The sequence below is a fragment of the Citrobacter freundii ATCC 8090 = MTCC 1658 = NBRC 12681 genome, from assembly GCF_011064845.1.
Lineage (GTDB): Bacteria > Pseudomonadota > Gammaproteobacteria > Enterobacterales > Enterobacteriaceae > Citrobacter > Citrobacter freundii.
The window spans coordinates 1,034,661-1,061,040 of sequence record NZ_CP049015.1 but is presented as its reverse complement, the minus strand read 5'-3'; the positions used below and the strand labels follow the sequence as shown (position 1 = coordinate 1,061,040).

24 protein-coding genes and 1 tRNA gene are annotated in these 26,380 nt (G+C 44.6%); 2 read left to right on the top strand and 23 right to left on the bottom strand.

The window, feature by feature from the left end; translation table 11 throughout:
• The first annotated feature begins 75 nt into the window (after positions 1–75).
• Complete coding sequence (nhaC, locus tag G4551_RS05095; protein ID WP_003838742.1) at positions 76–1,527, top strand: Na+/H+ antiporter NhaC; 1,452 nt, start codon at positions 76–78, stop codon at positions 1,525–1,527.
• A 12-nt stretch (positions 1,528–1,539) separates the two neighbouring features.
• Positions 1,540–2,721, top strand: a complete 1,182-nt coding sequence (locus G4551_RS05090) for a MalY/PatB family protein (protein ID WP_003838744.1) — start codon at positions 1,540–1,542, stop codon at positions 2,719–2,721.
• Positions 2,722–2,886: 165 nt separating this feature from the next.
• On the opposite strand, the gene G4551_RS05085 is transcribed toward G4551_RS05090, so the two are convergent.
• From G4551_RS05085 to ecpA, 23 genes are all read right to left on the bottom strand, one after another.
• The gene (locus tag G4551_RS05085; protein ID WP_032941279.1) at positions 2,887–4,365 is read right to left on the bottom strand and encodes a hypothetical protein; all 1,479 of its coding nucleotides are present in this window, start codon (positions 4,363–4,365) and stop codon (positions 2,887–2,889) included.
• Between the two features lie 511 nt (positions 4,366–4,876).
• Entirely contained in the window at positions 4,877–5,413 is a 537-nt protein-coding gene (locus G4551_RS05080) for a hypothetical protein (RefSeq protein WP_003838748.1), read from the bottom strand.
• Positions 5,413–6,531, bottom strand: a complete 1,119-nt coding sequence (locus G4551_RS05075; protein ID WP_003838750.1) for a hypothetical protein — start codon at positions 6,529–6,531, stop codon at positions 5,413–5,415. The genes G4551_RS05080 and G4551_RS05075 overlap by 1 nt, the downstream gene beginning before the upstream one ends.
• 501 nt (positions 6,532–7,032) lie before the next feature.
• Positions 7,033–7,305 (bottom strand): Ogr/Delta-like zinc finger protein, encoded by a 273-nt coding sequence (locus G4551_RS05070; protein ID WP_000783295.1) that lies wholly within the window; start codon positions 7,303–7,305, stop codon positions 7,033–7,035.
• A 282-nt stretch (positions 7,306–7,587) separates the two neighbouring features.
• Positions 7,588–10,275, bottom strand: coding sequence for a DUF927 domain-containing protein (locus tag G4551_RS05065; RefSeq protein ID WP_003838753.1), 2,688 nt, complete (start codon positions 10,273–10,275; stop codon positions 7,588–7,590).
• On the bottom strand, positions 10,272–10,682 hold the full coding sequence (locus G4551_RS05060; RefSeq protein ID WP_001063903.1) for a hypothetical protein: 411 nt from the start codon (positions 10,680–10,682) through the stop codon (positions 10,272–10,274). Before G4551_RS05060 ends, G4551_RS05065 begins: the two co-directional genes overlap by 4 nt.
• A complete protein-coding gene (locus G4551_RS05055) occupies positions 10,675–10,911 on the bottom strand; it encodes a hypothetical protein (protein ID WP_003838756.1) in 237 nt (78 codons plus the stop codon). Before G4551_RS05055 ends, G4551_RS05060 begins: the two co-directional genes overlap by 8 nt.
• Positions 10,908–11,480, bottom strand: coding sequence for a host cell division inhibitor Icd-like protein (locus G4551_RS05050; RefSeq protein ID WP_080602211.1), 573 nt, complete (start codon positions 11,478–11,480; stop codon positions 10,908–10,910). Before G4551_RS05050 ends, G4551_RS05055 begins: the two co-directional genes overlap by 4 nt.
• Before the next feature lie 88 nt (positions 11,481–11,568).
• Positions 11,569–12,573, bottom strand: a complete 1,005-nt coding sequence (locus G4551_RS05045) for a P2 family phage major capsid protein (protein WP_003838760.1) — start codon at positions 12,571–12,573, stop codon at positions 11,569–11,571.
• A 22-nt stretch (positions 12,574–12,595) separates the two neighbouring features.
• Positions 12,596–13,468, bottom strand: coding sequence for a hypothetical protein (locus tag G4551_RS05040; RefSeq protein WP_032941278.1), 873 nt, complete (start codon positions 13,466–13,468; stop codon positions 12,596–12,598).
• A gap of 36 nt (positions 13,469–13,504) precedes the next feature.
• On the bottom strand, positions 13,505–13,705 hold the full coding sequence (locus tag G4551_RS05035) for a helix-turn-helix transcriptional regulator (protein ID WP_000507057.1): 201 nt from the start codon (positions 13,703–13,705) through the stop codon (positions 13,505–13,507).
• A gap of 107 nt (positions 13,706–13,812) precedes the next feature.
• A complete protein-coding gene (locus G4551_RS05030) occupies positions 13,813–14,601 on the bottom strand; it encodes a hypothetical protein (RefSeq protein WP_003838766.1) in 789 nt (262 codons plus the stop codon).
• Positions 14,602–14,604: 3 nt separating this feature from the next.
• Positions 14,605–15,786, bottom strand: a complete 1,182-nt coding sequence (locus G4551_RS05025; RefSeq protein ID WP_003838768.1) for a tyrosine-type recombinase/integrase — start codon at positions 15,784–15,786, stop codon at positions 14,605–14,607.
• A 164-nt stretch (positions 15,787–15,950) separates the two neighbouring features.
• Positions 15,951–16,026, bottom strand: a tRNA-Thr gene (locus tag G4551_RS05020).
• Positions 16,027–16,190: 164 nt separating this feature from the next.
• Positions 16,191–16,499, bottom strand: coding sequence for a methyltransferase family protein (locus tag G4551_RS05015; RefSeq protein ID WP_003838771.1), 309 nt, complete (start codon positions 16,497–16,499; stop codon positions 16,191–16,193).
• Positions 16,500–16,851: 352 nt separating this feature from the next.
• Positions 16,852–18,300 (bottom strand): EAL domain-containing protein, encoded by a 1,449-nt coding sequence (locus G4551_RS05010; protein WP_003838773.1) that lies wholly within the window; start codon positions 18,298–18,300, stop codon positions 16,852–16,854.
• A gap of 341 nt (positions 18,301–18,641) precedes the next feature.
• The gene (locus G4551_RS05005) at positions 18,642–19,115 is read right to left on the bottom strand and encodes a hypothetical protein (protein WP_003838775.1); all 474 of its coding nucleotides are present in this window, start codon (positions 19,113–19,115) and stop codon (positions 18,642–18,644) included.
• Positions 19,090–19,821: a winged helix-turn-helix domain-containing protein gene (locus G4551_RS05000; RefSeq protein WP_003838778.1), complete on the bottom strand. Its 732-nt coding sequence runs from the start codon at positions 19,819–19,821 to the stop codon at positions 19,090–19,092. Before G4551_RS05000 ends, G4551_RS05005 begins: the two co-directional genes overlap by 26 nt.
• A gap of 144 nt (positions 19,822–19,965) precedes the next feature.
• A complete protein-coding gene (locus G4551_RS04995; protein WP_003031358.1) occupies positions 19,966–20,661 on the bottom strand; it encodes a fimbrial biogenesis chaperone in 696 nt (231 codons plus the stop codon).
• The gene (locus G4551_RS04990; RefSeq protein ID WP_008324500.1) at positions 20,658–22,274 is read right to left on the bottom strand and encodes a hypothetical protein; all 1,617 of its coding nucleotides are present in this window, start codon (positions 22,272–22,274) and stop codon (positions 20,658–20,660) included. The genes G4551_RS04995 and G4551_RS04990 overlap by 4 nt, the downstream gene beginning before the upstream one ends.
• 4 nt (positions 22,275–22,278) lie before the next feature.
• Positions 22,279–24,771, bottom strand: coding sequence for a CS1-pili formation C-terminal domain-containing protein (locus G4551_RS04985; RefSeq protein WP_003843781.1), 2,493 nt, complete (start codon positions 24,769–24,771; stop codon positions 22,279–22,281).
• A gap of 58 nt (positions 24,772–24,829) precedes the next feature.
• A complete protein-coding gene (locus G4551_RS04980) occupies positions 24,830–25,507 on the bottom strand; it encodes an EcpB family pilus assembly chaperone (protein WP_003031363.1) in 678 nt (225 codons plus the stop codon).
• Positions 25,508–25,559: 52 nt separating this feature from the next.
• Positions 25,560–26,147, bottom strand: coding sequence for a common pilus major fimbrillin subunit EcpA (gene ecpA / locus G4551_RS04975; RefSeq protein WP_003031365.1), 588 nt, complete (start codon positions 26,145–26,147; stop codon positions 25,560–25,562).
• Positions 26,148–26,380: the final 233 nt, after the last annotated feature.

Sequence of the window (26,380 nt, the reverse complement as noted above, 5' to 3'; positions counted from 1 at the left end):
GGCCAATGAACGATCACAGTCAGACAAAAGAGTGTTCTCTACTCTTGAGCGACCTTACAGACTGGAGATTCATGAATGAATGCCTCTCAAAATCAGAAAAAAGCACTCTCATTTGGACTGGCAGTGATCCCTATTTTAGCCATGCTACTGCTGTTAATTATTGGCTACGGCATCATGGGGCTACGTATTGAACCTTTATTGCTTTGTTCTGCTGCAGTCGCCGCGGGCATGGCCTGGTGGCAAGGGTATTGCTGGGAAGACATCATTAATTCGGTGGTGGATAAACTCGCCAAAGCAATGCCGGTTATCATGATTCTTATCTGTGTTGGCGGCCTGATTGGTACATGGATGTTCAGCGGCACCATCCCTTACATGGTGTACTGGGGACTTAAACTCATCAGCCCCGAATACATTCTCATCGCCGCGTTCTTTTTGACCAGCGTCGTATCGGTGTGTACCGGAACCTCCTGGGGTTCCGCCGGAACGGTTGGCGTAGCGCTGATGGGGGTTGCCGCCGGGCTGGATGTCTCATTGGCAGCAGCGGCAGGTGCCGTTGTTTCTGGCGCTTACTTCGGTGACAAGATATCGCCGCTGTCAGACTCCACCAACTTTGCGGCCATTGTCGCAGATACCACCCTTTTCGAGCATATCCAGCACTTATTGTGGACCACTATTCCCAGCTTTCTGCTTGCCGCCGTGGTTTATCTTATTGCGGGCCACAGCAATATGCTCGGCGAGGTCGCCACACCGCAACGGGTTACAGATATTGTCAACGCTCTGGAGTCGCTATACCACTTCAATATCATTCTGATTTTGCCGCCGGTTATTGTGTTGTGGGGCGCGATTCGTAAAAAGCCGGTCATTCCTTTAATGCTGAGCGCATGCGTATTAGCCCTGATTCTGGGCGTTGTCATGCAAGGACTCAGCATCAAGCAGGGGCTGGATGCCTTTATAGATGGGTTCAACATTACTATGTTCCCGCAAGGGAGTGAGGGCATTATTGCTGATGTTCCGCGCCTGCTGAACCGTGGCGGAATGTTCTCAATGATGAGCACTATTCTTCTGGTATTTTGCGCATTTTCTTTTGCCGGTGCCTTAACGTTAACGGGCGCACTCAACATTATCATTAACCGCTTACTGACGGTCATTCACAGCGTCGGTCAGTTAATTGCGGCAACCATTGGTACCACCCTTCTTGTTACCGGAGCGACAAGCGACGGCAAGCTGGCTCTTCTGGTTCCAGCTGAATTATTTAAAGACGCATACCGCCGCATGGGACTGGATACCAAAAATCTGTCCCGCACAATTGAAGACGCTGGCACCGTCATTGAGCCGTTGTTGCCATGGACCGCCGCCGGAGTTTATATGGCCACAACATTAGGAGTGAGCACACTGGATTTATTGCCATGGGCGATTCAGTGCTATGCCGCAATCTTCTTCGCCTTGATTTACGGCTTCACGGGAATCGGTATTGCGAAGGCGCCATCAGTGACAGAAACAGAAAAAAATATTACGGCAACAGAATAGGGAGAGCATGTAATGGATTTTAATAAGATTATCGATCGCCACGATACAGCCTCGCTGAAATGGGACTTTATGGCGCGATATTTCGGCGAGGATACACATCAACTGTTGCCAATGTGGGTGTCTGATTTTGACTTCACTTGCCCGCCCGCTGTTCAGGAGGCTTTAACTCACCGCGTCGGGCACGGTATTTTTGGTTACAGCGAACGGCCACAAAGCTACTTTGATTCATTAATCTCATGGCTCTCAACCCGGCATCAGCTGGAAATCAAGCAAGAGTGGATCTGCAGTATTGAAGGTGTTGTTCCGGGATTATCGCTACTCGTACAAATGCTGAGTCAACCCGGTGAAGGTGTGGTCGTTCAGGGGCCTTATTATGGCTCATTCGCTAAAATTATCTCTTTGAACGGCAGACAGTTGCTGGAAAATCCGTTGTATGAGGACCCGGCTACCGGTTATCAAATGGATTTTGCTCACCTGGAAATGTTATTCCGGACTGAACGTCCACCGTTGATGATTTTATGTAATCCGCATAATCCAACCGGCCGTTGTTGGTCTGTACAGGAGCTGGAACAGCTACTTACGCTGTGCGAAACCTATGATGTGACGTTGCTGTCTGATGAAATATGGGCAGATTTATTGCTTCCTGGAGAACAATTTACTTCAGTTCTGCATCTGGGAGAACGCTGGCATTCGCGTGTAATTTCAGCCACTTCAGCCAGTAAAACGTTTGGTTTGTCGACATTGCGTATTGCTAATTTTCTGATACCGGCACCGGCATTGCGTGAACACTTTTTACGCCGTCTGGATGCACATGGGCTGGATGTATTCAATGCGCTATCCGTCGAAGCGAGTACGGCAGCATGGCAACATGGTGCACCATGGTTAGACGAGTTACTTGGCTATCTGGCTGAAAATCGACGCTGGTTTATTCAACAAATTGATGAACATCTCCCGTGGGCTCGGGTTGTTCCTTCCCAGGCAACTTATCTACTGTGGATAGATTGCAAAGCGCTTGGACTGGATGATGAGCAGCTCAAATGGGTAATGCTTGATGTTGCCGGTATTGCGCCTTCAATGGGAAATAGCTTTGGTCCTGCTGGAAAAGGTTTTATCCGCCTGAACATGGGATGTCCACGCGCCTACCTCGAAAAAGCGGTAGAGGGGTTGAAGCGTATTGCATTTACATCTTGCTAAATCTGCTCAGTAAACGAATCGGCCCTGGCGCAGGGCCGCTCGATATTATCAGCCATTTTAATGAAAAACCAAGTGATATAGTACCAGTTAGCCACCAACAGACAGGGGCGTCTAAGCGCGTTTTTGCTATTACAAGCTAAAACGAGGATTCAGGCACTATTATTTTCATTCACTATCCTCTTGTTTCATTTTCATTAAAAAATGCAACACATTAGGATTATTATCCACAATATTTGTGAATTTTCTCAATAACCTTGAAGCATCTTTTTTTCGATTATGATTAACATACCAGGTATGGCATACACCGTATAACAATGCGCTTTTTAACTCAATGAATTCATCATCCATGCCAGGATGTTGATAAAGAAAATTATCCGTATAATCTTCTATTTCTTTAATTTCATGAATTTGTTTAACTGGTATATCAAGCAGTGAATTACTGGTTTTGATCATTTCTAACATTGAATAAAAAATCGTAGGCGATTGGTTTTGAAGAAAAACCTGATTTTTAAAGTCATCAATGATCTTTTCTTTTTCCTTAGTATCTTCGATAAAATATGTCAACTGCGCCAGGTGGCTCAATAAAGTCACATCATTTTCAGCGTCATTAGTTAGTTTCCATTTATCATAACTATTTTTGACATAAGCGCGTTGAAAACTCTCCTTATCTGGATAAGGATAATAAGGATGAAAGCTGAGTGCCTGCACTAAAAACCCAGCAGCGACGTCATCAGATAGTTCTGCACTATAAACATCTACGAAAGAAGCTGTCAGACCAGCCATCAAAAAGTTGAGCTCATCGTCTATAAAAGGATATCTCCCTTTTAAATCAATGACCTCACTCCTTATCTTAACGACCAAGTTAGCCATACCAATAGCGTCCATTTCATCTTTTCGGGCACTTAGTGTACGGGCATTTATATCAATGAAGAGGATCTTAGCTATTATCTCTCGCTTTTGAGCATCAGTTAACTGTGATTGCGAAATAATTTTATCAAAAATCTGATTAAACCATCTACTCTCTAAATTAATGCTATGCGCATTGGGTGATAACAACTTCCCGTTCAAACTATAGTGGATTTTCTCTATTTTATTATCACGTGTAAACCCTACCAACGTTACGACTGAGCGAGAATTCGCTTCAGCCAAATTAATTATTTGCTGTTTAGAACGATGAGTCAAAAACAATGTCGGAAATTGCCAGTTCTCAACCGCAAACGGGGGCACAAATTGGAATGAAGGATTCTCTTTAGATGTGGCCCTTTTCCATGTCTCCTCCATCTGGTGAGTGATGTCATAAGCATTTTCATCTGTATTACTACTGTTCCACCCCCCATCTTTTTCATTATAGAAGCCAGAAATGCTTATCTGTGCAAATTCAGGATATGGTTGGTAGAAAATCGCACAACCCATTGCAAAAAACAACACAAGCAATGAGAAGCAACTCGACTTGTTGGGATAACGTCTTTTTTTTCGATGATAAATTAATGTAGTTATTAGAATGACAACAGAACCACATATGAAAGGAATCTTCCATTCATTCAGAAAAAACAAAAAAGAGGAAAAATTAAAAAAAATCAGTGCTGGCAATCCCAAAAAGGTGAGAATATTTCCGGAAAAAGTAGCAATGTCCTGGAATTTCATGAGGGGCCTATCTTCTGGTAGATATTGAAGATAGATTAAAAAATACAGCGCAAGATGACAAGGATTTCTGCCAAGAAGTTTATGTTAGTCGCTTGTTTTTTCTAGGTAAATGTTCTTATTCATGTAAAATCACCCCATCCCTAAGTAAAATTGTGGTTTTCATGTAATTCGGAGCTAAAACCTCCGCTCACAGAATGGCGAGGACCTGCGATTGCACGTCTTACAAAACTCCCACTTTGCATTGTTCAACTCATTGAAACAAATATATTGATCATCAGTTGCCTCCATTTTGTCACATCCGCAACGCGCAAAATGCACATTAGTGCTGAACAAAGCAAAACACTGCAATAGTAACTTGATGATTTTACGAGAAAAGGTGGTGCGATAATAGGAACAAAAGAACCAACTAACTATATGAAAAATAAGTGTTTTTAATAAAACGAACTTAAAAATGCCCCCGAAAATGCCCCCATCATGAAATGATAATGAAGCATTTTACGGGGAGGGCTAGTTACGGCTTTTGGTGAGGATTTTTTTTGCGCTGCGACGCCAGTTTTATGATCAGAGTATCTAAATCATCTAAGAAACTTAGATTAGCACGAACAATTTGTAAGATCATCACTACTTGTATAAGGCACAAGAACCATATACCGCAATATCCAATTTGCTTAGTTAGTGTGCTGTGTTCCTTAAAAAAATCACTGCTTTTAACAATAGGTATTATAAATGCGTTTAATAATAAGCAACTAATTAAGACGATTGAAGCAACCAATATATTCATAATTAGTGCTTCAAGTCTTTTCGCTGAATGATAAGAGGTTATCAAGCTTAAATCATCATTATCATTGACAACTTTTGATATAGCAGCTGGGTAGCTGTAGGCAACCCACATTCCAACTATCGCCAAAAAGATAGCGGATAAGTCAATCAAGTTACTGATAACATCACTTACTGGGACCTTAACAGATAAGGCCAAATCAGCAAGAAAAAGGTAGCAAATAAGTGCATACCCTCCAAGCATTAACAACCACTTATACCGAGCTTTCATTATACCGCCACTTTATCTTTGATTTCGTCAGAATCATTTAACACTTTTAATATTATATCACGCTTTGCACTAATAGCGGTCATAACATCAACAGCTGTTGGTAAAGAGTCCTCGCTAATTTTAACATCCAATTCAACCTCAGTTTTGATAACAGATTCATGCAACCATACTACATTAGGATCCCCCTTTAGCTTAAACCCTAGTTTTTGCGTGGCTGACTCATCGAAATTTTCATCATACTTATCAAGGATATAATTGATAGTATCCTCATCACCTGAGAATGGTATTCTCACCTCAATGATTTGTCTGGAAGCATTTTTTAAGGCTTCATTAACATCATTAATCTCTTTCGAATTCTCATCTCCATCCTTAAGGAAATCAGGCACAACTCTACGCAGCCCTATTTGTATAGCATTCATGGCTCTTCTAATTTTATTTCTCGGATCAGTGACAACCTTCGGTATTTCAACCTTACGAACAATTTCTGTAATTCTCTCAGGAGAATCAACTAATTTACGTCTTTTATTTTTATTAACTATTTTTTTATGAGTGAATTTGAATCTATATTTCCCTTTAGGAGACGTACCGTCAGTATAATACGATACTCCTTTTTTATCTAAAGTGACAAATCCGCTAAGCGCATGGCAGTATTCTTTTATATATTGTTGCATTGCCTTTATATTTGAAACACTATGCTTAAAGTAAACCACAGCAAAAAGTTCGAGATCCGGAACAAACCAAAAATATGAGGGCAACCCAATAATATCATCGTCTTCAGTCTTGGGTTCCTTGACACCATTAGAACCTATTTTTGCCGTTTTAGGCATAGCAAGAATCTTATTATCAGCATTGGACATTTCATTCCATAAGATAATAAGATATTCATTTCCGTCTTCATGTTTATAATAATCCTTACAAAAAATATTTTGTCCTCCCTCTTCTTTATTCACCTCGAACGTACAAGTACTCCCGAGATTTTCTTGAGCAGCAAGCCATTTACTGAAATCACTAAAGACAGAATTCACATCGCCAAAGAAACGGTCTGGATATTTTTCTTTATTTCTTCTATAAAAACCGAACTCATCTATTTTGTAAAAAGTAATAGTTGCTGTGAGCATCTCTTCATCCTAAGAGCAAGTGTAAGCATAGCGAGTGATTTTAACAAAAAGTCAACAAACCACATCGGTAACCAATTGTCACCACTATAATGTTACACATCAGAAAATTTTCAAGCGGTTAGCTCACATTAAACCGAAACCTATCAAAATTGCACTACACCGCACCCGCCTGCGGTTTTCATATCACTAAAATTTTTCAGTTGTGATTTTTTACAAACGATACCGCCAGCCCGCGCCCGTTCTGGGGATGCTCTGCGAGACAGGAACTGAAAAGAATGAAAAGAAATTCAGCTTTTTTCAGTTTTACTGTCCGTCGCATTTGTGGCCTGAATACGTAACACTATGATATTAAATGGATAATTTATTTTAGGTGTGTAATTTTATGGAGGTTCGTGAAACACGAAAAATATAACAATATGAAAAATAATAATTTTATGTCCGCATAAACTGAAATCCTGTGTTCAGGTTCCGGGAACGGATCGGCCATTCCCGACGCATACTTTACCCATTCTTTTGCGCAGCCAGCAGCAACTTTAAAGCCTTTTCCCGCTCCTCGGGTGGAATGGCATCAATTAGCTCTTTAACCCTCCCCTGCCCATTCAGCGCGCTTGGACTAACGGAATGGGAGAAAGCAACATTCATCACAAACGAGTGACCGCACTCCACATTAGAGCAATAGCAATACACATCGTACAGCTGTGGGTGTTTCCTGTTTGTTTTACCTATCCGCGCTACTGCCTGACATGTGGGGCAGTACATTCTCATCATCTTCATCGTTCTGTGCCCTATACTGTTGCCCGCCAGAAGAAGGGATTTGGATCCCTACCTCTTGTTCTGAACGTGTAACACTGGTAACACGTGTTACACTATTGATTTAAAAGGATTTAATCTGTTACCAGTTAGCATAATCAAGAGGTAACGCGTGGTAACACACCATTTTTTGTTACCTCTGTTACCAGTCAGTATTTTTGACTGGTAACACTGAAGCACCGTATCAGTAGCGGGTGTTACCTCTGTTACCAGTGTTACCTCATAAAAATAAGACTCACGCGATAATTACTCCGGTTCGGCGCTTCCCAGTACCTGTGTATTGAACTGGTACACACGTTTAAGCCCTATTTCTGGCAGGCGAATGCTGTTTTGCGTCCGGCCATCTTCACCGGGTTTCAGCCAGCCCGCGTCCACACACAACCTGGCCACTTTACGCGAATCAAATCCCTTACAGATCTCCTTCCAGCCTGACGGGAGAACGTAGAACGTTACAACCGGCTCTGTCACGTTGTCTCCTTTATCGACTTTTCTGAATCCCATCATTGAAACAGGCCGGTTCCTGTCGTCATTCCAGTCAGCAAATCGACTGAACTGATTACGCGTCATGAAGTCCCGTACCTGTTCAAGTGCCGCTTTATCTTCCTGATTAGCTGTATGGCCCCGGTCAGCCATCCATGCAGCCAGACAACTTTGAGCGGCACGAAAGGCCTCTCCCTCCGGCCATCCTGTGATGCCCGCTTTTGTGGCCAGTTCCCCGGCCATCGCAACCAGAGCAAAACGGGTAACAGCCCGGCCAACCTGATTCCCGGCATTTTCCGGCGTCAGCCTTCGGGTGTACTCTTTCAATAAGGCTTTCGCCTGGCTGGTCAGTTCCGGCAGATCAGCGGTCAGGCAATGCAGCCAGTCGCGGAATGGCGCACCATGATAATGCGCTACGTACTGCTCAAGATGCTCAGCCAGGGTTTTCCCGCTACTGAAGCCATGAAGTTCTTCAAACACGCCATATTTGCCTGAATCGCTTGGGATCTGGATCATTCTGACTTCAACCCCGGCATACGTACGTTCCCCGGCGCTTGCCGCATGTTCCACCAGTGACAGTTCCCCGGTGGACAGAAACAACAGATTCCAGCGGTTGGTTTCCCTTACCGATCCATCTGTTCTGGCTCTGGCTTTGCCCTGCCCGTTAGCCAGCATATAAGCGATATTCCCCGCCTCCCTGCCGTCAACCTCCCGGATTTCATCCAGCATCAGCGTGGCATCATTACGGCGGCTCGCCGTTCCTTCTAAGGCATTCCCCGTCGCCCGCCACGTATGCCAGAAATCTGTTCCACCACATACTGATGCAGCCACTTTCATCGTCGTGGTTTTACCGTCCGTCGATTCTCCTTTGAGGTGATAACCTCCACCGCCGATACCAACCAGTTTCAGAAGGGGGGCAGCAAATGCCAGACTCACCGCAAAGGCAAGACGGGCATTCTTTATGCAGTAACGGCTTATATTTTCACGCCAGTCCTCTGATGTACCGCTGACACGAAAATCACGCCCCTGCACACTCGACGTTTGTAAGATGACTGACTGGGCTTCACGCCCTATCACTTCATCCTGGAGAACGTAAACCCCGCCGTGCCAGCCCGTTTTATTCACACAGGTTACTTTTCTGTCCGGTTTACACAGCGAGATATATTCCATCAGGAATGCTCTGGCCATACCGTTAATGTTGATGTAAGAAAGCCCGTTAACCAGCAGAACGCGGCGCAGCTCTTCCCCGCTGCCACCCAGCATCTCCATCGGCATTGCCCATTTACGGCTGTTTCCGTTGGTATCTTCCCATTCCAGCAAACGCCCGTAATTACTTCCATCAGCATCACTGGTGATTGCCGTCACCCGCAACGGACTGCAAATTTTGATATTTCGTATCTCCGTATCACCATCAGATTTATTAACCAGCTTGTCGTACCACAAATATTCTTTTGTCAGCCGGAATCCTTCTGGTAAACGGGTCTGCCCTTTGCCATGCAGCGTCATTTCTTCACGAAAGGCATCTCTCGCCCGTTCTTTCCCCACTTCCTGCCGATAATCATCCCAGTCAGCCTTATGGCGTACCGGAGGGAGCGTTACCCAGCCATCCACTGCTTTGGCGGCTTTCTCTGCCTGAATACGCCCGGTGTTTTCTTTCCCGTCAGCCAGATCATTATCGCCAGCCAGAATGATCCGGGTTTCCGGCCAGCGTTTCCGGATCTGCTCCGTCACCTTCAGTAAATTGGTGGCAGCAACAGCCGCCACGATCCACCCTTCAGTCAGCAGACTGACGGTAAGCGCCGTGGCAAAACCCTCAGTGATAATCACCTGTTCAGGTGTTTCAGCGGGTATATCGGTCAGGGCAATGAATGCGCCAGACAGCTGGCTACCGGGCAGCAGACTTTTATCCCCGTCAGGATTGATAAGCTGGCCACCAGTAATATTCCCGGAAATATCCGTCAACGGCAGCAGTAATGAACCGGAGGAAAATGTTATTCCGGCCAGATTCAAAGGCTGTGACAGCAAGGGAAGTGAATACCCGTGTAAGCCCTTGTTTGTCAGATAAACCGGTTCACCATTGCAGGACTGCTGTCTGAGTCTGGTATATCGCTCCGCGCCCGCTTCTTTTCCTGCGGCCTTTTTCCTGGCGGGCAAAGCGGGCTTCTCCTGTATTTCTGGTAATGCAAGCGCCTCAGATACCATCCCGGCGACTTCTTTTATCTTTCTTCCTGTCACCAGACGAACCAGATCAAGACCATCGCCATGACCGCACTGATTACAAAACCACGTCCCACGCCCCGCTTTATCGTCCAGCCGAAAGCGATCTTTGCCACCACAGGCAGGGCAAGCCCCATGATGTCCTGCGGACGGTACTTTGATACCTAATGCTGACAGGATATAAGGCCAGCGCCCAATTGCAGCCCCGGAAATCGTGGATACAGACGGTGTTTTCACAGCAGCACCTCCTGACCTTCCGGCTTCACAAATTCAAAACCTTCGGGTAGTTCGCCATCAGGTGCACCGAAAATAATATCCCGGTAAACCTCACGCATCTCTGTGACACCAAAAACTGACAGGCGAATATTTTCTGACATAAAGCCCGGTTTAAGCATTTTTTCCAGTTTCTCTGCGGCCAGTATGCAACCTGCATCAGCCCCAAACTCATTCACCCACGGCATTTCAATATGGTAAATAATATTACTCACCACTTTTTCGTGGGTGAGTTCTATTCGTTCGCCATCTTCAATATAAACAGGTTCATTATGAACACGTTCCATTAAGGAAATGAATGCATCAGCAATGTAATACCGTAAGACTGCTGTTCGTAAAGCATGCGCCTTTAAATTTTGATTATTATTCATCGCGCATCACTCCCTTAATTGTGCTGGTTTCCTTAACAACGCCATCCAGTTGTTCGGCAATACAGGCCACTAAAGCCGCAGCGCCTTCTGCTGAAACAGTTCTCGCCCCATTCACTGTGGGAACGGACAGAACCTCTGCAAGGAACTCACTGGCAAGTGCCGCCCGTAACAGACGACTCTCCCCCAGTTCACTCAATATGCAGCCTTGCTTAAAATTCATGGATTTCATGCAACCACCTCCCCGGCGTTTTTCACAGGGATACGGGCAGCAAAGCTCAGGATAAATTCAGTGGCAAGTTTAAGGCGTGCAGCATGCTCACAGTCTGCGATTACACGCACAGGACGTGGACGGGCATCACGGTCTGTACGGCGGACAGCCAGAAAGACAAAGGTAAATTCAGGGTGAGATAAAGCAGGGACTATAGCCATAATGGCAACCTCCGTTAGATAGCGGGTAACGCTACCACCGGAGTTTCCACGCTCATGGGTGGTAGCCCAGACGGGGGTGGAAATACCGGCTCTAACGGATACCGGCCTGACCGAGGTCAGCCCCGCCTGAGCCACCATTACACGATAGCTACAGCAGTAAAGAAACCGCTGTACAGGTAACAGGTGCACAAAGGCAAAGACACAAAAAAAGACGCATGGCGCGTCTGGTGTCGCCGTTAGATTACTCGGGTTTCCACGCCCGGCTGCCGATTTTGCGGCAACCTTTAAACTATATCCCGTGCATTCCTGGTGAGGCAAGAAATTTATAACCGAAAACTGATCATTGCCTGGATTAATTAACGCTGGCATGCTTAAGCCTCTGCTTAAAAATAGTTCTTCATTTTTTCCTGATGCTGTAAACGAGACCCGCCTCTGAGCGGGTCTTTCTGTCGCTAAGTCAATCCGCAAACGTCAGAGCGCTCTCATCGACAGCCGCGTACAGTTCTGGTTCACCGAGTGCATAGCCTTCATTGCGCAGGTAGGAATGTACGTATTCACTGTTTTCATCATCAAACTCAGCACGGAACCAGCGTGTTATCGCCTGGGTGTAAATGTGCAGATTATCCAGCGTCGTTACTGCCAGACGCTTACCCGGCATAAACGGGGGAATAAACGCAAAGCGGCCAGCAACAGAACTTGTAGCCATCTGTGCGGCATTCACATCAGCCGGGCGGTCTGCAGCATTAAATAACTTCAGGCGTTGATGTGCAGCCAGCTCTGCCCCAACCAGTACAACCAGACGGGGATCTTCACGAAACTGCTCAGCAATAAGCTCAGTAATCAGATGGTTGGCCAGAGCATCAATATTTTTCCAGGTGCCAGTCTCTCCCAGAGTGACAGGCTCAGAGATGATTTGCTTCCCGTTCCCGTAGGCTTTCGCCAGTGCATGCCAGCCAATATTGACATCCTCGCCTTTTTTATTGATTTCCGGGTTTGTAGTATTTGCAATCGACACACCGTTGAAACCGACCCGCAGCATGTCCAGCGCATATGCCTGGGAAAAAAAGCTCTCAACCGTTTTCTCAAACTCATCCGGCACGCCGGTATGGTAAATATGAGACATATCGGAATAGCTGATCCGGGCGCAGGTATCCGTCTCTGTCAGAAAGAACTCCGTACCATTGATTGCCATTTTTTTGTGGAAACGGCCACCATCCACACGTCCGGTATGCAGTTCACTGGCACCAATATTGACGGCATTACCTGACACGGCGTTAACATCACGTAGGGTGATATTTTTAATAAGCCACCCGGATTCCAGAATTGAGGTACGCAGTATATTTTCAGTGGGTTCGCTTAATGCAAAACGTCTGTTTGATTCCTCCTGATAGTTAGTACCAGTGACGAATTTATTATGATAACGACGTGCTGCGTCCGGCCTTTCAGTTTTGAAGGCATACATAGTTTTTCACCTTTTTTAGTATTTAAGAAAAGATTTTATTTTTGTACTCAGTAACCCGATTGTATTTCATTACATGCTCAACATAATCCCGGTCACTAACGACTGAACGTAATACATAATTATCTGCTCGATAGTACTCCCTGTAAGCCATAGCTCTTGCCATTCCACCGTTATTTAATACATAACGATCGGTTGGAACACTACAACGGCTAATAATTTCATTCACAGAATCAGACAAAGATTTGAGTGCATCTGTAATAAATTTAATATCACGAACAACGTCACCGTCATTAAACACAGAAATAAAATCAGCAGGGATCTGGCCGGATTGAGGAAATATGCTCAGTAAACGCTTCTCAACTCCCTTACCAATGTAGTTAACTTCATCGGCCAGTACGCCCGGTAAAAGCTTGATTGTGCTCAGTCGGCTATGTTGCTCATTCAGCCGGGAAACAGCCAGATGGTAACACCGTTCAGCATCCGCGCGTTCAGCATGCCCCGTTTTATTCGTTTTGGCTTCAGCAATGCTACTGACGCCGTTTTTTGAGAATGTGCTTTTCCATGCAACTTCCGCATTTGTCACTTCACGCTGCCGGAAAGATAACTCTTCCTCTTCCTGACGACACAACTGGGCATAACGGCTTAGGAGCAGGTTGATCTCATTCGCCACAGCTTCCGTATCAGGTACTGTTAACCCCGTAAGTGAATACAGCTTTTCACCTTTAGCGCGCAGCTTATTCAATGAAAATATTTCAATAATTCGCACAATACATGCAGTGTCGCTATGATTTTCTTTAAACGGACTTACTTTATAGTTTTCTAACACGGAAACATATTCATTCTTAATTGGAAGGGATATGTATTGACTCCCCGCCGGTTGTAGACGGTAATTCATATAAACTCCTCATAAATGCTTCTAATACTAATGTTTTTACTCTGAAGAATGACTATCACGCCAAGCATAGTAGTCACCAGCACGCCATCGGGACATACGACCTAACTTGATTGGTTTAGGAAAACGTCCCAGAGAAATCAGTTTATAAATCCATTTATCAGTAAAAAGACAATCAGATGTAATGAATTTCATATCAATGAGCGAGTCAGCAGAAGGACGATTATCAGTAAACCCCATAATGAGTTCCTCTCTATGTATCAATCTATATCAACGAAGAGGATTAAAACATCGTTCAAAAATATAAAAAAGGCGAGTAAGAAAAATCTCCTTACTCGCCAAAATTGTTAATTTTTTGTAAATGATGGTTTCTTGAATATAGATGATATTAGTTTGCTAATAATTGGGTGTGATAGCGGAGGCTCTTTTTTATCAGGCCAAAATTCCTCAGCCCGACTAAAGATAAGGTCAGCAAGGGCTGCTGCATTTTCCTTTCGGTATGCCATATCCTCTTTATAAAGATATAATGCTACACTTAGAATCTCATTTCTCTTGGTAGCATGTCTTTCTTGCTGTGCAATTGATAACGATTTATATTTATCATTAGAAACATCATCATTTAATATTAGATGCAATTTCTTTACATCTTCCCGCTCCAGGTACGCATCTCCCTCATATCCAAACCCATCATCATTTTTCCAGTCAATTTGAATATATTTGACCATTTCAGAATAGGTGGTACCAGCAGGAGATAACAATGATGGGTACTCCGGGAACTGCCCCTCATAAAAAACAAAATCACTTTTAACTTTTGGTGGCATTTGGAAATAGCCTTTTGTACTCGCCAGTACTAGTTTTTTATCTTTTTTAACTTCATTAATCTTAATCAAACTAAACTCAGATATATAACTAAAACCATCTTTGTCTTTTTTCAAAGAGTTTATATTCTGAATAAAAGAGTCCACATCTCTTACTTTATGCTTTGAAAAAGACCATCGCCCACACATTCTTAGCGACAATGGAATGTCTTTTTCATCCGCAATATAAATAACATCTTGCTCATCGCAGCCCAATATTTTAGCGGTCTCACTAATGCTATAATGAGTTCGATGAAGCTTAAGAGTATTATTTGCCATTACTCAAGACTCCGTTCCACCAATAAAATCACTGTACCATTGCATCATTTCCCGACGCCCCTCAAGATACTGAGCATGATTGTATATCCCCCGAATAGCATTTTTATCCAAATGTGCAAGCTGGGTTTCAATCCATGCACTATTGAAGCCTTTTTCATGCAAAATAGTGCTCATTGTGTGTCTGAAGCCATGGCCAGTAACACGGCCAGCATATCCAATACGCTTAAAGACCTGATTAATACTGGCCTCACTCATGCACTTACTTGGATCGTTACGCCCAGGAAACATCAAAGGATAGTTTCCAGTCAGTTCTTTTAAGGTTTCAAGATGGACTAATGCTTGATTTGAAAGCGGCACAATATGAGCACGTCGCATTTTCATACGTTCTTTGGGAATCTCCCACACCGCATTATCAAAATCCACCTCACGCCACTCACCTGCTCTTAGCTCTCCTGTTCTTAGACCCGTCAGGATAAGTAAATGTGCCCCCAGCAATACAATTGGGCTTCCTGAATAAGCGTTAAGGGCAGTAAAGAACTCCGGCAGCTCGTTGGCTTTGAGGAATGGATAGTGGACTGCTTCATGTCCTTGCATCGCACTGGCAAGATCCGGTGCAGGATTGTAGATTGCTCTACCCGTTACGATGGCATAGCGGAAAACTTCACCGCATCGCTGACGGACTTTCTTCGCTTTCTCCATAGCGCCTCGTGCTTCTATCAACCTCAGTACTTCAAGTAGTTCTAGGGGCTGAATATCGGCTATAGGTCTGTGTCCAATATGCGGGAAAATGTCTTTCTCAAACGCCTCAATGATGTCTGAAGCATAGCCCTCAGACCATTTGGGAGATTTCATTTTGTGCCACTCTAACGCCACTTCTCTGAATGGGTTAAGTGTCTCGATCGCTGCGTTTAAAGCATGCTTCTTTGCTTTTTTCACTTCGCCAGGATCTTCACCTGCTGCGAGTAGTTTCTTTGCGTCTTCGCGTTTTTGTCTGGCATCTGCGAGGGTGACTGTTGGATAGACACCAAAGGACAAGCGCTTCTCTTTACCAGCAAAACGGTACTTCATACGCCAGTAACGCGAGCCATTAGGTTCTACCTGAAGGTACAGGCCACCTCCATCAGATAGCTTATAGCTCTTCTCTTTTCCTTTAGCGGCTTCAACCTTGCGGGCATTCAGCATCATTGGGGGCACATTTCCTAGACCGAACAGAACATGCCCCCGATTGTGCCCCCAATTGTATGTTGATTTCAAGAGATAGGGGTTGACGTCAAATGACGAAAAATCGCGTAATATCTATGTTTTTAAAGGGTTTTGTTGATTTGAGATGACTTGGAAATACTAAGGGATGGTGCCGATAATAGGAGTCGAACCTACGACCTTCGCATTACGAATGCGCTGCTCTACCAACTGAGCTATATCGGCCCTGAAAAGGACATGTCCACGAATGTGAGCACGGGGTAGAAGGTTAAAACTAACCGGGCGACGCGTCAATGGCCTTGCGAATCAAACGCCTATTTTTGCATCATCCGGATTCAATTACGCACGAATCGTGTCGTCACAGGCATCCTGTACGCAGCAAGGGAACGCTATAACCAGCGGCGAACACGCTGCTCATAGTGTTTCCATTCCAGCCCGAAATGTTTTCGCAGTTGTTCCTCTTCAAAATCAATGTGCAATCTGGCAACCGCCAGCATAAACAGTGGTGCAACCAATATTCCAATCAGGCTACCGACGTAGAGAGCAAAAGCTAACTGGAGTCCACTCATTCCAAGATAGATTGGATTGCGGCTCCAGGCATAACATCCGCCAGTAACAAGCGTGGTCGATTTCTCTGCATGCAGTGGGTTTAGCGTCGTACGTTTCTTCCGCATCTGCCACGCGGTATGCAGTATCATCGCCAAACTGGCGCTAGCCAACAATGCACTTATTACGATAGTCGCCGCGCCAAATATGAAACGCGGGATCGCCGTCAACGCATCCGCGATGAGGAATAATATTAAGATGAGTGGTGGTGGAAGCCAGACTCTTAATTTTGTCAGGAAATGACGCATGGCTATAGACTAACTAACCTCGGAAGCGGTTTGATTAACGCTGATACCGCTATAAATACCCTGTAAAAGACACATAAACAAACAATGTTTCACTCAGAACAGGCTATCGTCTTCACCAGACAGGCAGGATCTGTAGTACTAACCTCGGCAAAAAAACCGGCATCAGAGGCATCCGCCCCTGATGTTCCCGACAAGTTTACGCTGAAAAAGTTGAATCCGACGCTGATTCAAACAGCCCTACAGACTGCTTGTAAAAACGCATAAAATCATCAAACATCACTGGCGGTAAAAATTGATAACCCTGCAGGTAATCCACATTATTTTTCCGCAACCATTGCTGCTGATAGCCATATTCAACGCCTTCCGCCACCATGCGTAACCCCAGGAGTCCGGAAAGATGAATGATTGACTCGAGCATAGGGATATGTTGCTCAACTTCTTTAATAGCCTTGATGAACGTTTTATCAATTTTGATTACATCCAGGTCTAACTCATTGAGATAGCAGAGATTAGCGTATCCCGTGCCAAAATCATCTAAAGCAAACAGCACCCCTCTGTTTCGCAACGATCGTATCAGCTCTTTGAGAGCTGGAGTGATAGTTAGAGTCTGATTTTCGGTTATTTCAATCATTAATTTTATCGGTAGTCTTTGCGTTATCTCCATAAAGTTAAGGCATTCCCAATAAAAAACAGGATTACTTAAACCTGATGGACTGACATTAAAGGAGACGAATAGCGTTTTATTAATATCCTCGCTTCCGTCGACCAGATTACGCGCGACGGTGGTCATTAAATAGCTCGTTAACTCATTCATTAAGCCACTTTTTTCAGCCAGAGGTATAAACTCACGCTGAGAAATCGCATAATTATGGCCCTGTGGCCACCGAGCTAAAACCTCAACACCACAGACGTCCCCATTGATATTTACGATGGGCTGAAAATAAGGAATGATTTCTTCATTCCTTATTGCCATACTCAGTCGGCCAGAATCTGAAACATCATATGCATCGCCATAAATTACATTCTCACCAGAATGACTGTTTGTCGGGTAGCCTTCATGCAATAAATTATTCCTGGTTAAAAAAATGATAGTTTCATTAAAATGAGAAAATCCCAGACGAGCGGTTATCCGCTCCCGATATCGATAAACTGACTTAGTTGTTAGTGAGTTAGCAATACAAAAGTCGTGCAATTTTTCTTTTGTGAATGATGAATACAACATTTCCTCTTCAAATTCAGTCAAATGAAAATTAAAAATCGTCGAACCTTTAGTGACCTCCACAACCTCATTGGGTGCCATTAAATTGGCTCTTAGCTGAGAAATCAATTGATCAGATAATTCTCGTCCATTAATGAAAGCATACTCCTCGTATCCTCGATTAACAGAACGAGTTTCATTCATCCGAAGAACAATACAGTTGATGTTGATAAACTGCGTGCTATTTCTCTGAAACCATTTCCTGACCAGTAGCAATGGTAACCGGTTATCGATCACCAGCAAACAGGACGGGTATCGTGGAATAACTGACTGTGTACCAGAAATAAATGATCGCGCATCAACCAGTACCAGATTTGGCAGCCACGCTTTTATCCCTGAGAAAAGAAAAATATCATAACTGAGCAGAAAAACCTTTTTCGTATTCATAGTTACCACCAACTTAAATTTATGGCATAGCAGGTCCCTCGTTATATACACGAGAGAATATACAACACCTTCAGCCTCCAGCAATTATAAGGCGGTTCGTGAATTAACTTTATCCATAAGCCATATCACGTAATTTCAGAGTTTATAATCACAATTATCCATATGCGTATTCCCATTAAATGGTAAATCCATTTTAAATATCAAAAAAGGAAAATTCCTAATTTTCATCAGTACAAATCCTTTTACTCATTTTCACTACAAGGCAAAATAAAAAACCACGAATGCAAGCAACGACAAAATATACAACCACAAAAATCAAAATACTAACACATTACCTTGATTTATGCTGCCCGACAAACCATGAGCGTACGTCGCAGATCTCTTATTGCATAGACATTTCCTGCGATACGGATGACCTTATAATAGAAAATATCCTGTTGAGACATAAGCAGTTCGGTAATGTCATCGGGAACATTGTCATTTTTATTTTTGACAATAGCCAAGCGACGAGTCTGCAGATATCCGTCACGGTCTTTGCCAATAAAATTCAGGACAACATTACGATCTACAGCATAGTGCTTACCCTGAATATTAAGGCTCCCTATCTGGGATACCCGCCCTTCGGTAGCGGAAGAAATACGAAAAACCAACAGAACTTCACCTTCAATTTTTACGCCCTGAGTTTGCGCCTCCAGATGCAGGTAATTCTTGGCAGAGCAGGTCAGCGTCTCAGGTTCTTGATGGCGATAAAAAAAGTATGCTGTTATCACCGCAAGAAAGATCGCCCCGCTAATAAAGATAATTTTCGCATTCACGGGCAGCCCCTCCTTTATCCAGCGTACAGATCCCCAAAAAATTCTCTTTAAGATCATTACCTGCCGATAAATTATTATCATCATAAAAAACAATTGTTTTCTTGCCATCATGACAAGTCGCATTTATTTTTCGCCACATATCAGAAGATAAAAACGCTTTCGTTTTATCAGCATTATTGTCATCGGCAGTATAAAGTTCACAATCACCTATTGCCCTGATATAGATAAAATTCGTGGCACCTGAATTAAGAGCTGGCAATATCAAAACAGAGCTCCCAAGAAAGGCAAACAATAAAATGAACAGAACAATATTTTTGCGTTTCGGTGTTGCGGGTGAGTTCACCGTTTCTGTTACCGAACGAACAGGTACATCTCCACTGAAAGATGACTGTTCATCATTGACCGAAGCATGGAACAAAAATCCCTGCCGGGGCAATGTTTCAATGGGATTATCGGCCCCCAACTCACTAAATGCTTTTCGCAATATACTGATACTTTTATTAAGGCTATGACCCGATGGGGCCATGCCATGCTTTTTCCATACTTCTTCAATGATAAACTCACGATGGAGTTGTTGATTTTTATGGGCAATGAATAGCTCAAGTAGTCTCGCTGTAGATGCCGAAAGGATTATTGTAGTATCGCGATGTTTCAGGCTTTTTCTGGTGGAATCGCACTCAACCTGATCATTAATTATACTTTTCATACTGCCTGACTCTTGAATACCGTGACATGGAGTACAAATGACCAAAGTTTCATCTGTGCTGAGCTGAATACTGCATTGTATAAAGATAGTTACAGTATAGGTTCGATATCTAACCATGACATATCGGATCAGACTCAATGCTTACTATTGATTGAGTTTGAAGCACCCCTGACCTACTGGGATGTATTTCTGCAACGCTACGATAAACTTTCGGTTTTTTGTTTTGAGCTCACTACTACGCCAGGTTTCACCCGGCAACACATAACGCATGGTGGCTTCATCATCGGTTGAATTGCACCCTTGGTGTACGATGATTTTAAAAAAAGTATTCCCAGTGTTTTTCAGTGTTCCGTTAGCCTCATCAATGGTGTAGGCCAGATTTATGTTTCTCGGGCGAACAACCAATATGGTGTCCATAGCGATCACCGGGAGAGCCTGCCCGCCTTTCCCTTGATTACGTTCGGTAAACAGCGTGATCGGCATTTCACGAAACAGAATTCGGTAATAGCGTTCTTTATCATCCTGCGGCCCGCGGTAGAAAATCTTAAAAAACTCACTCGCCTGCGGAGCCAGTGAAAAATTCAGCGGAGTAAACAGAAGTTCGCCTTCAGCAATAGCACTTCTGTTTTCACCTCCCGGTCCCGGCTTATCAATTTTTACTGCGCCGATACTGTATAAATTCTGTTTCTGGCTATCGTTATAGATTCGTTTACTGATAAATGCTTTATCCGATGGCATCTCATAAATGGTCGACTCCAGGTAGACTGCCTGTGTAGAGAATGCTGTCAGACCGGAAAGTAGAATAAATACCCATCTAAGCGCCAGACGACGGCGGTTCATGGCGTCACTCCCACCCAATTCGCCGTGACTTTTATCTCTCCACTGGCGCTGACGACACCTTCCCAGTCAGCGCCGGAAACGGTTAACATCGAACGTGAATCATTCATTGGGAAAAGCAATTTCAAATCAGTAGCATAATAGCTTCCATCGTCATTGTTATTTGCGTCCCAGGGCGTCTGTTGCCACTGCGCATCTCTCATACTGACTGCCGCTTCACTGCAGCTATTTCGTTTTTGCACCACGCCCCCCGACTGACTGTTGTACTGCAGAAAAGCGGGAATGGGGACGGACAGCCCGCCTTGCGCAGACGTAAACAGACAGTAAGGGACACTGTTTATCGTCGTACTTTCCCCAATAACTTGCGCGGTAATACTGTCTGCTTGACGGGGACCTGAGACGGTTACGGTGTACTCCATTTCTATAGGAGCGGCATCGCCAATCGTGCCACTACCGCTCGCAGAAGCTGTGTTGTCCGAAGAGACGATACTGATCCCATACTCCTTCGGCACAATATTGAGCTGTAGCGAAGGGGTAAACTGGTAGTGTCCTGACTCTGGTGTTAAGCCATTATAAAAGCCGAAGGTAAAGGGCTGACTGTTAGTAATGCTGATCCCTGAATCGACAAGATTCTTCAAAAATGCTTTTGACAGAAAAATATAAATGTATTCTCCGGAGGTCGTAAAAACGTTGTAATAAGCAGTTGAAGTACCATAGTTATACCAGTTTGAACCATTCCCGGAGTATCTCACGGTGGCCGCTCCGGGCGTAAAACCAAGCATCGCCGTATCGACAAAAGCGCGAAACGTCAAGGAGGCGGTCAGATTGGCCGTTTGTTGCAGGTTATAACTCACCATTTTGCAAATCACACCGTCAGTACCGCCTACCACGCCAAGTTCGCAATAACCAGAGTCTTTGGTGATGCTCGGCGTACCGTCGCTGGCAACCCAAAGCTCCTGAAATGCGTTAGTCGAGACAAGTGACAGATGACCGCGTTTAGTTAACGTGTAATTGACGTAATTCCATGATCCTGTCGATTGGTCTTTGCACCGTTGCCCGGAAGAATAATCATAATTTACAGAAGTATAACAGCGGTTGAACACGTAGGTTTCGCTGCTACCGGTAGGCACATTGCGAAAGTACTCATAAGCAGTATCGGTCAGGGAAGCGAATCCGTAGGCGCCACCAATAACGCCTGCGACAGAGCCGACCTGCGCATGATAAAAACCGTTTTTGTCAGTGCCCAATCCGGCAATAAACCCGGTTGATGGGCACTGGGTGCCACTATAACAACGGATTCCCCGGAAAGGCCCGTTAATCGGGGAGTTATCAATCCACATGTCCTGATAATAATTTCCAGGCGCAGTCCAGCCGACAAAACCTAAATACCCGAGACTCACCTGAGAGGTACCGTATTTTATCCACGTGTTTGACCCGCTGAAACGCGGATCAAGTGCCGATGGGGTAATAAAGTATTCACTATCAATGGCATTTTCGATAAACAAATAGTTATTGCTAACTGAGCCGGAAGAGATTGCATTCAACGCCAAAGCAGGCACAGGTGAAAAACTCCCTACGGCACAGATTACAGTAGCTAATTTAATTAATACTTTCATTTTATTACCTCTGCGCCATCGTGGTTTGCGTTGCACATTTCACATCGCCAACCCACGCTGCGCCGCGTGCTTTTTCCAAATCAAGATCGGCTTCGCATATGCTGCCATTGGCTGAAATTAACGTGATGACCGGATACTTTTTATCGATATCGATAGCAAACTCACCCTTTTCATCCGTACGCGTTTTACCGATGTGGTTATGGATATCGGTATTTGCAGCCAATTGTCCATCGGGATAACGAATGCGCCCGAATACAGTGACCATGCTTTTCACTTCAGGATTGATAACACCCACGTTACCCGGATATAGCGTCAGCTCCTGTTTGCGTCCTGAAACAATATCGAAGCTGTCCTCAGAGTTTTTATCATTGAGGATTTCCAGCTTGTACTGAGCATAGGGCGGCAGTGCAATGAAATTTGATTTACCGCTGAGAAGATAATTGCGGTTATTAATCTTCGCAGCCAGTTTCCCTTCACCGGTCAAATCTGTTTTCACAATGATGCCGGACCGCTGCCGCTCTTTACTCAGGCCGAAATCTTTACCTGCCCACGCCAGAGAACCCTGGGAAGAGAAGTTCATATTGGTGGAGTTGTCAGCAGAACGCGTTACCGATACGGTGCCGGCGTTATATTTCGTGTCATAACTCAAATTGCCGTTTACCGAATAATTATTGTCGTAATACTGTTCGCCACTCAGACGCGTTGATGCCGACAATCCGACCGATTTAATCGGGCCCTCAGCATACTGCTTACGCGCGCTGAGATTACCCTGAGTACTGCCATAACGATCCCGGGAGACGCCCATGCTCAACCAGGTCGCCAACGGCAATGATAAATCCAGACTGACATAACGTTCCTGTCGCCCATCGTCATTCCGATTGTTGTAGTAATAACGCTGAATACCTGCACGCAACCCAACCGTGGCATACCTGCCTGAATAAAGGGTCGTGCTGTAGTCCAGATTACGATATTTATTTCCCGAGTAGCGATTCTCCGTCTGACTCACGGTGAGCGAGCCGCCATGAGGAATAAACTTTCCGAGGTTAAGAGTCCCGCCAATGGAATAATTATCACGCTCCTGTATAGGCAGACGATCGCCAATTTTACTGTCTTCACGAGATGCCCATAGGGAACCGTATCCCTCAGGGACATTAAGGTTGATGTTACTGATATTTCGCCATGACGAATCGTTCGCCACTAGCGTCTGATTGCCAATGCTTACGTATTCACTCACATTGAGCGTGACATCCGTTTCATTAACCGCATTGTTGTCAAAACCGTAGAGCGTGGATTTCAGGCCCAGCCCCGATAATATCGCCAGCGTCACCGATGCGGCCCCCCCGGCAATCCAGGTCTGCTCGTTGCCCAAATCTTGATAATGATTTCGCTTGTAACTCACACGGTCATAATCCAGTGAGCCACCAAACAGTTGCCACGAAAGCTGATCAATCCCGGCGGCTTGTTGGCGGGCAAAGATTTTATTAACCCTGCTAATACGACTATTAATTGTCCGGCCATTGACCACGATATCTACCGTGACGTCATAAACACCATACGGAAAGCGACTGGTATCAATTTCATAGCTGCCCATATTAAAGTTCTGCACGCTGAGCAAACGCCCATCACGGAAGACATGAACCTCGCCAGCGGCTGGCAAAAATACGGTAATCGGCGTGAGTGAAAGCGCGGTATTCTCAACAACCGTACTTCCTTTGTTTCCGTAGCTCACACCGTAAATTTTCCCACCATTCAACGCATTCAAACTAGCAATAGACTGCACGTTCCAGGTGTCGAGCATCCCGAGCGCCAGTCGATACCCGTCATAATCACGCTCATACATCGCACGATAGAGTTTACTGGTGCCGTTGCTGTCGCCGATGCCGTAAAACGAACCGTTAATATTGATATGGTGCTCACGCAGCGATGTTGTATTGTCCACCGTCAGATAGCTGCGGGTACTGCTGCCATTATGATAATCGTTGTAGTAGGTACCAAAGTTATAGTTCAGGACGTTAGAGAGAGACTCCACGCTGGAAGGTCCAAGCAGGCTACTGCGTGCGACAATCGCTTCAGTTAACGCATCTTTGCTGACTATCATCTCCAGGTGAAATGAAGAGACGTTGAGTTGCAGGCGTGCATTGTCCGATAGCTCGATATTGGTGTTATCGTGAAATTTCACATCACGAATTTTTTCTACCAACGCACGAGTTTTTCCAGATAACACGGCATTATTAGGCAATTCAGCAAGAGTCAGGGCTTTAACTGTAATATTGCCATCAACAAGCGAAATCATCGCATCGGCAATTTTTTGCTGACTTTTCTCGTCAGTCTCGTTGTAACGAATATATACCGGCACCGTCATTCCCTGCTCCAGTGAACGGGCGAAAGCGCTGGGAATAACGTAATTACCCACTTTTACTGGGGCTGCATGTGAAGTTCCTGGTGTCAGCGCAAGAAAAAGACAAATGCTACCGCCGACAATATATTTTGTTGTCATATGCATCCTTACAATCCGGTATTTTTATTTATCCCGTACAGATGGCTGCTATTGACCATCACTTCACTGTAATAAACTGCTTACCGTGCCAGATACCAATGCGTGAGCGGCTATTACTAATGTCGGTGAACTGCAGTTTTATTTTTGTACCTGGCATAATGTAATAGCGTTCGCGACAACCTCGTCCCTGATCGCGAGCCTTATCCTTACAGGCGCCATAGGCGATCACACGAAACGAAACATTGCCAGTATTGGTAATAACATCGCCATTTCGGCTATATTCAAAACGTTCTTTTCGCGGCGCGACCACCAGAATAGTGCCAATTTCTGCCGACGCTGTTGCTACCGCCATTTTATTCGCCCGGGTTTCCGCGCTCTCGGTGACCGGCTCATCTATCCATTGCAGACGATAATAACGTTCGAGATCATCTGCTGGTCCTTTATAAAAGAAGCGGAAAACATCCTTTGCTTGACCAGGAAGAATAAGATTGGCAGGTGTAGAAAGTAACTCTCCGGAATTGACAGGCTTTATTTCGACTCCCCCCGCCAAAGGTGATGACAATTGTTTTACCGAAACACTGACATAACGCGCCGCATCAGTTGTATTAGTAATTTCTTTCGATAATGAACTCTCAGCAGAAGTCATTATCGATGTGATTTCACCCACATTAATTGCCCATCCGGGAAAAGATGCTACTAACCCTACCAACATCACTGCCGGTAAATATTTTTTCATGACGCCATTCCTGATAAATTCGGGAGAAAAAATTCTCCCGAATTTTTATTACTTAGGCGGACGGAGTCGTCCAGGTTGCATTAAACTGTACTTTTACATCGCCAGTCCAATAGCCGTCTGGCAGAGCAGAGTAATCCGTTACTGCCTGGCTACCATCAGAAGTCGCTGACGCGATGGTGAATTTGAAGTTGGATTGATCGCTGACACGAGCAGCACCGTTATAAGCGCCATCAGCCATCAGGCTTTCAAGACCAGAAGTCGAGCTGGAGTTAACCAGGACAGTATCTGATGAGTTAGTCAGCGCGGTGCCATTCCATGCCACCCCTACGTTCAGGGTAGACGCATCGCCACTGGCGTTGGTCAGCGTGTTACTAATGATCTGAGCAGTCAGCTCAAAATCAGTTGCCGTTTCCTGACCCTGAATAGTCACATCAAAAGCACCGTCCTGAGAGTTGAAGGCTTTCAGTCCTTCAGCATACTGGAAAGTCAAAGAGTTCAGCGGGGTGACAACCAACATACTGGTGGTATCTTTTGTTGCCGTCGCGTCCCACGAGGCAGTTGCAGAAGCAGTAACGTCTGCCATTGCATTTGCTGCAACAAATACAGAAGCCAGAGAGGTTACTAATAATAATTTTTTCATTTTTATCTTCTCCTAAGAACAAACTCACCACCGAGTCTTATTTTTAAGTCACTCCAGCGGTTCCATTAATTGCGAGCCAGAATTGCCGCGCCAAAAAATTATCATTTGAATTAAGTAACATCTCAACAAACCCTGAAACGCAAAAATTACAAAAAACTAAGAATTTTCCCACAAAAAATTTTATCTAAGAAGTCTCCTAAGACAGAATTACTTGAAATGTGCCTTGTTTCAGA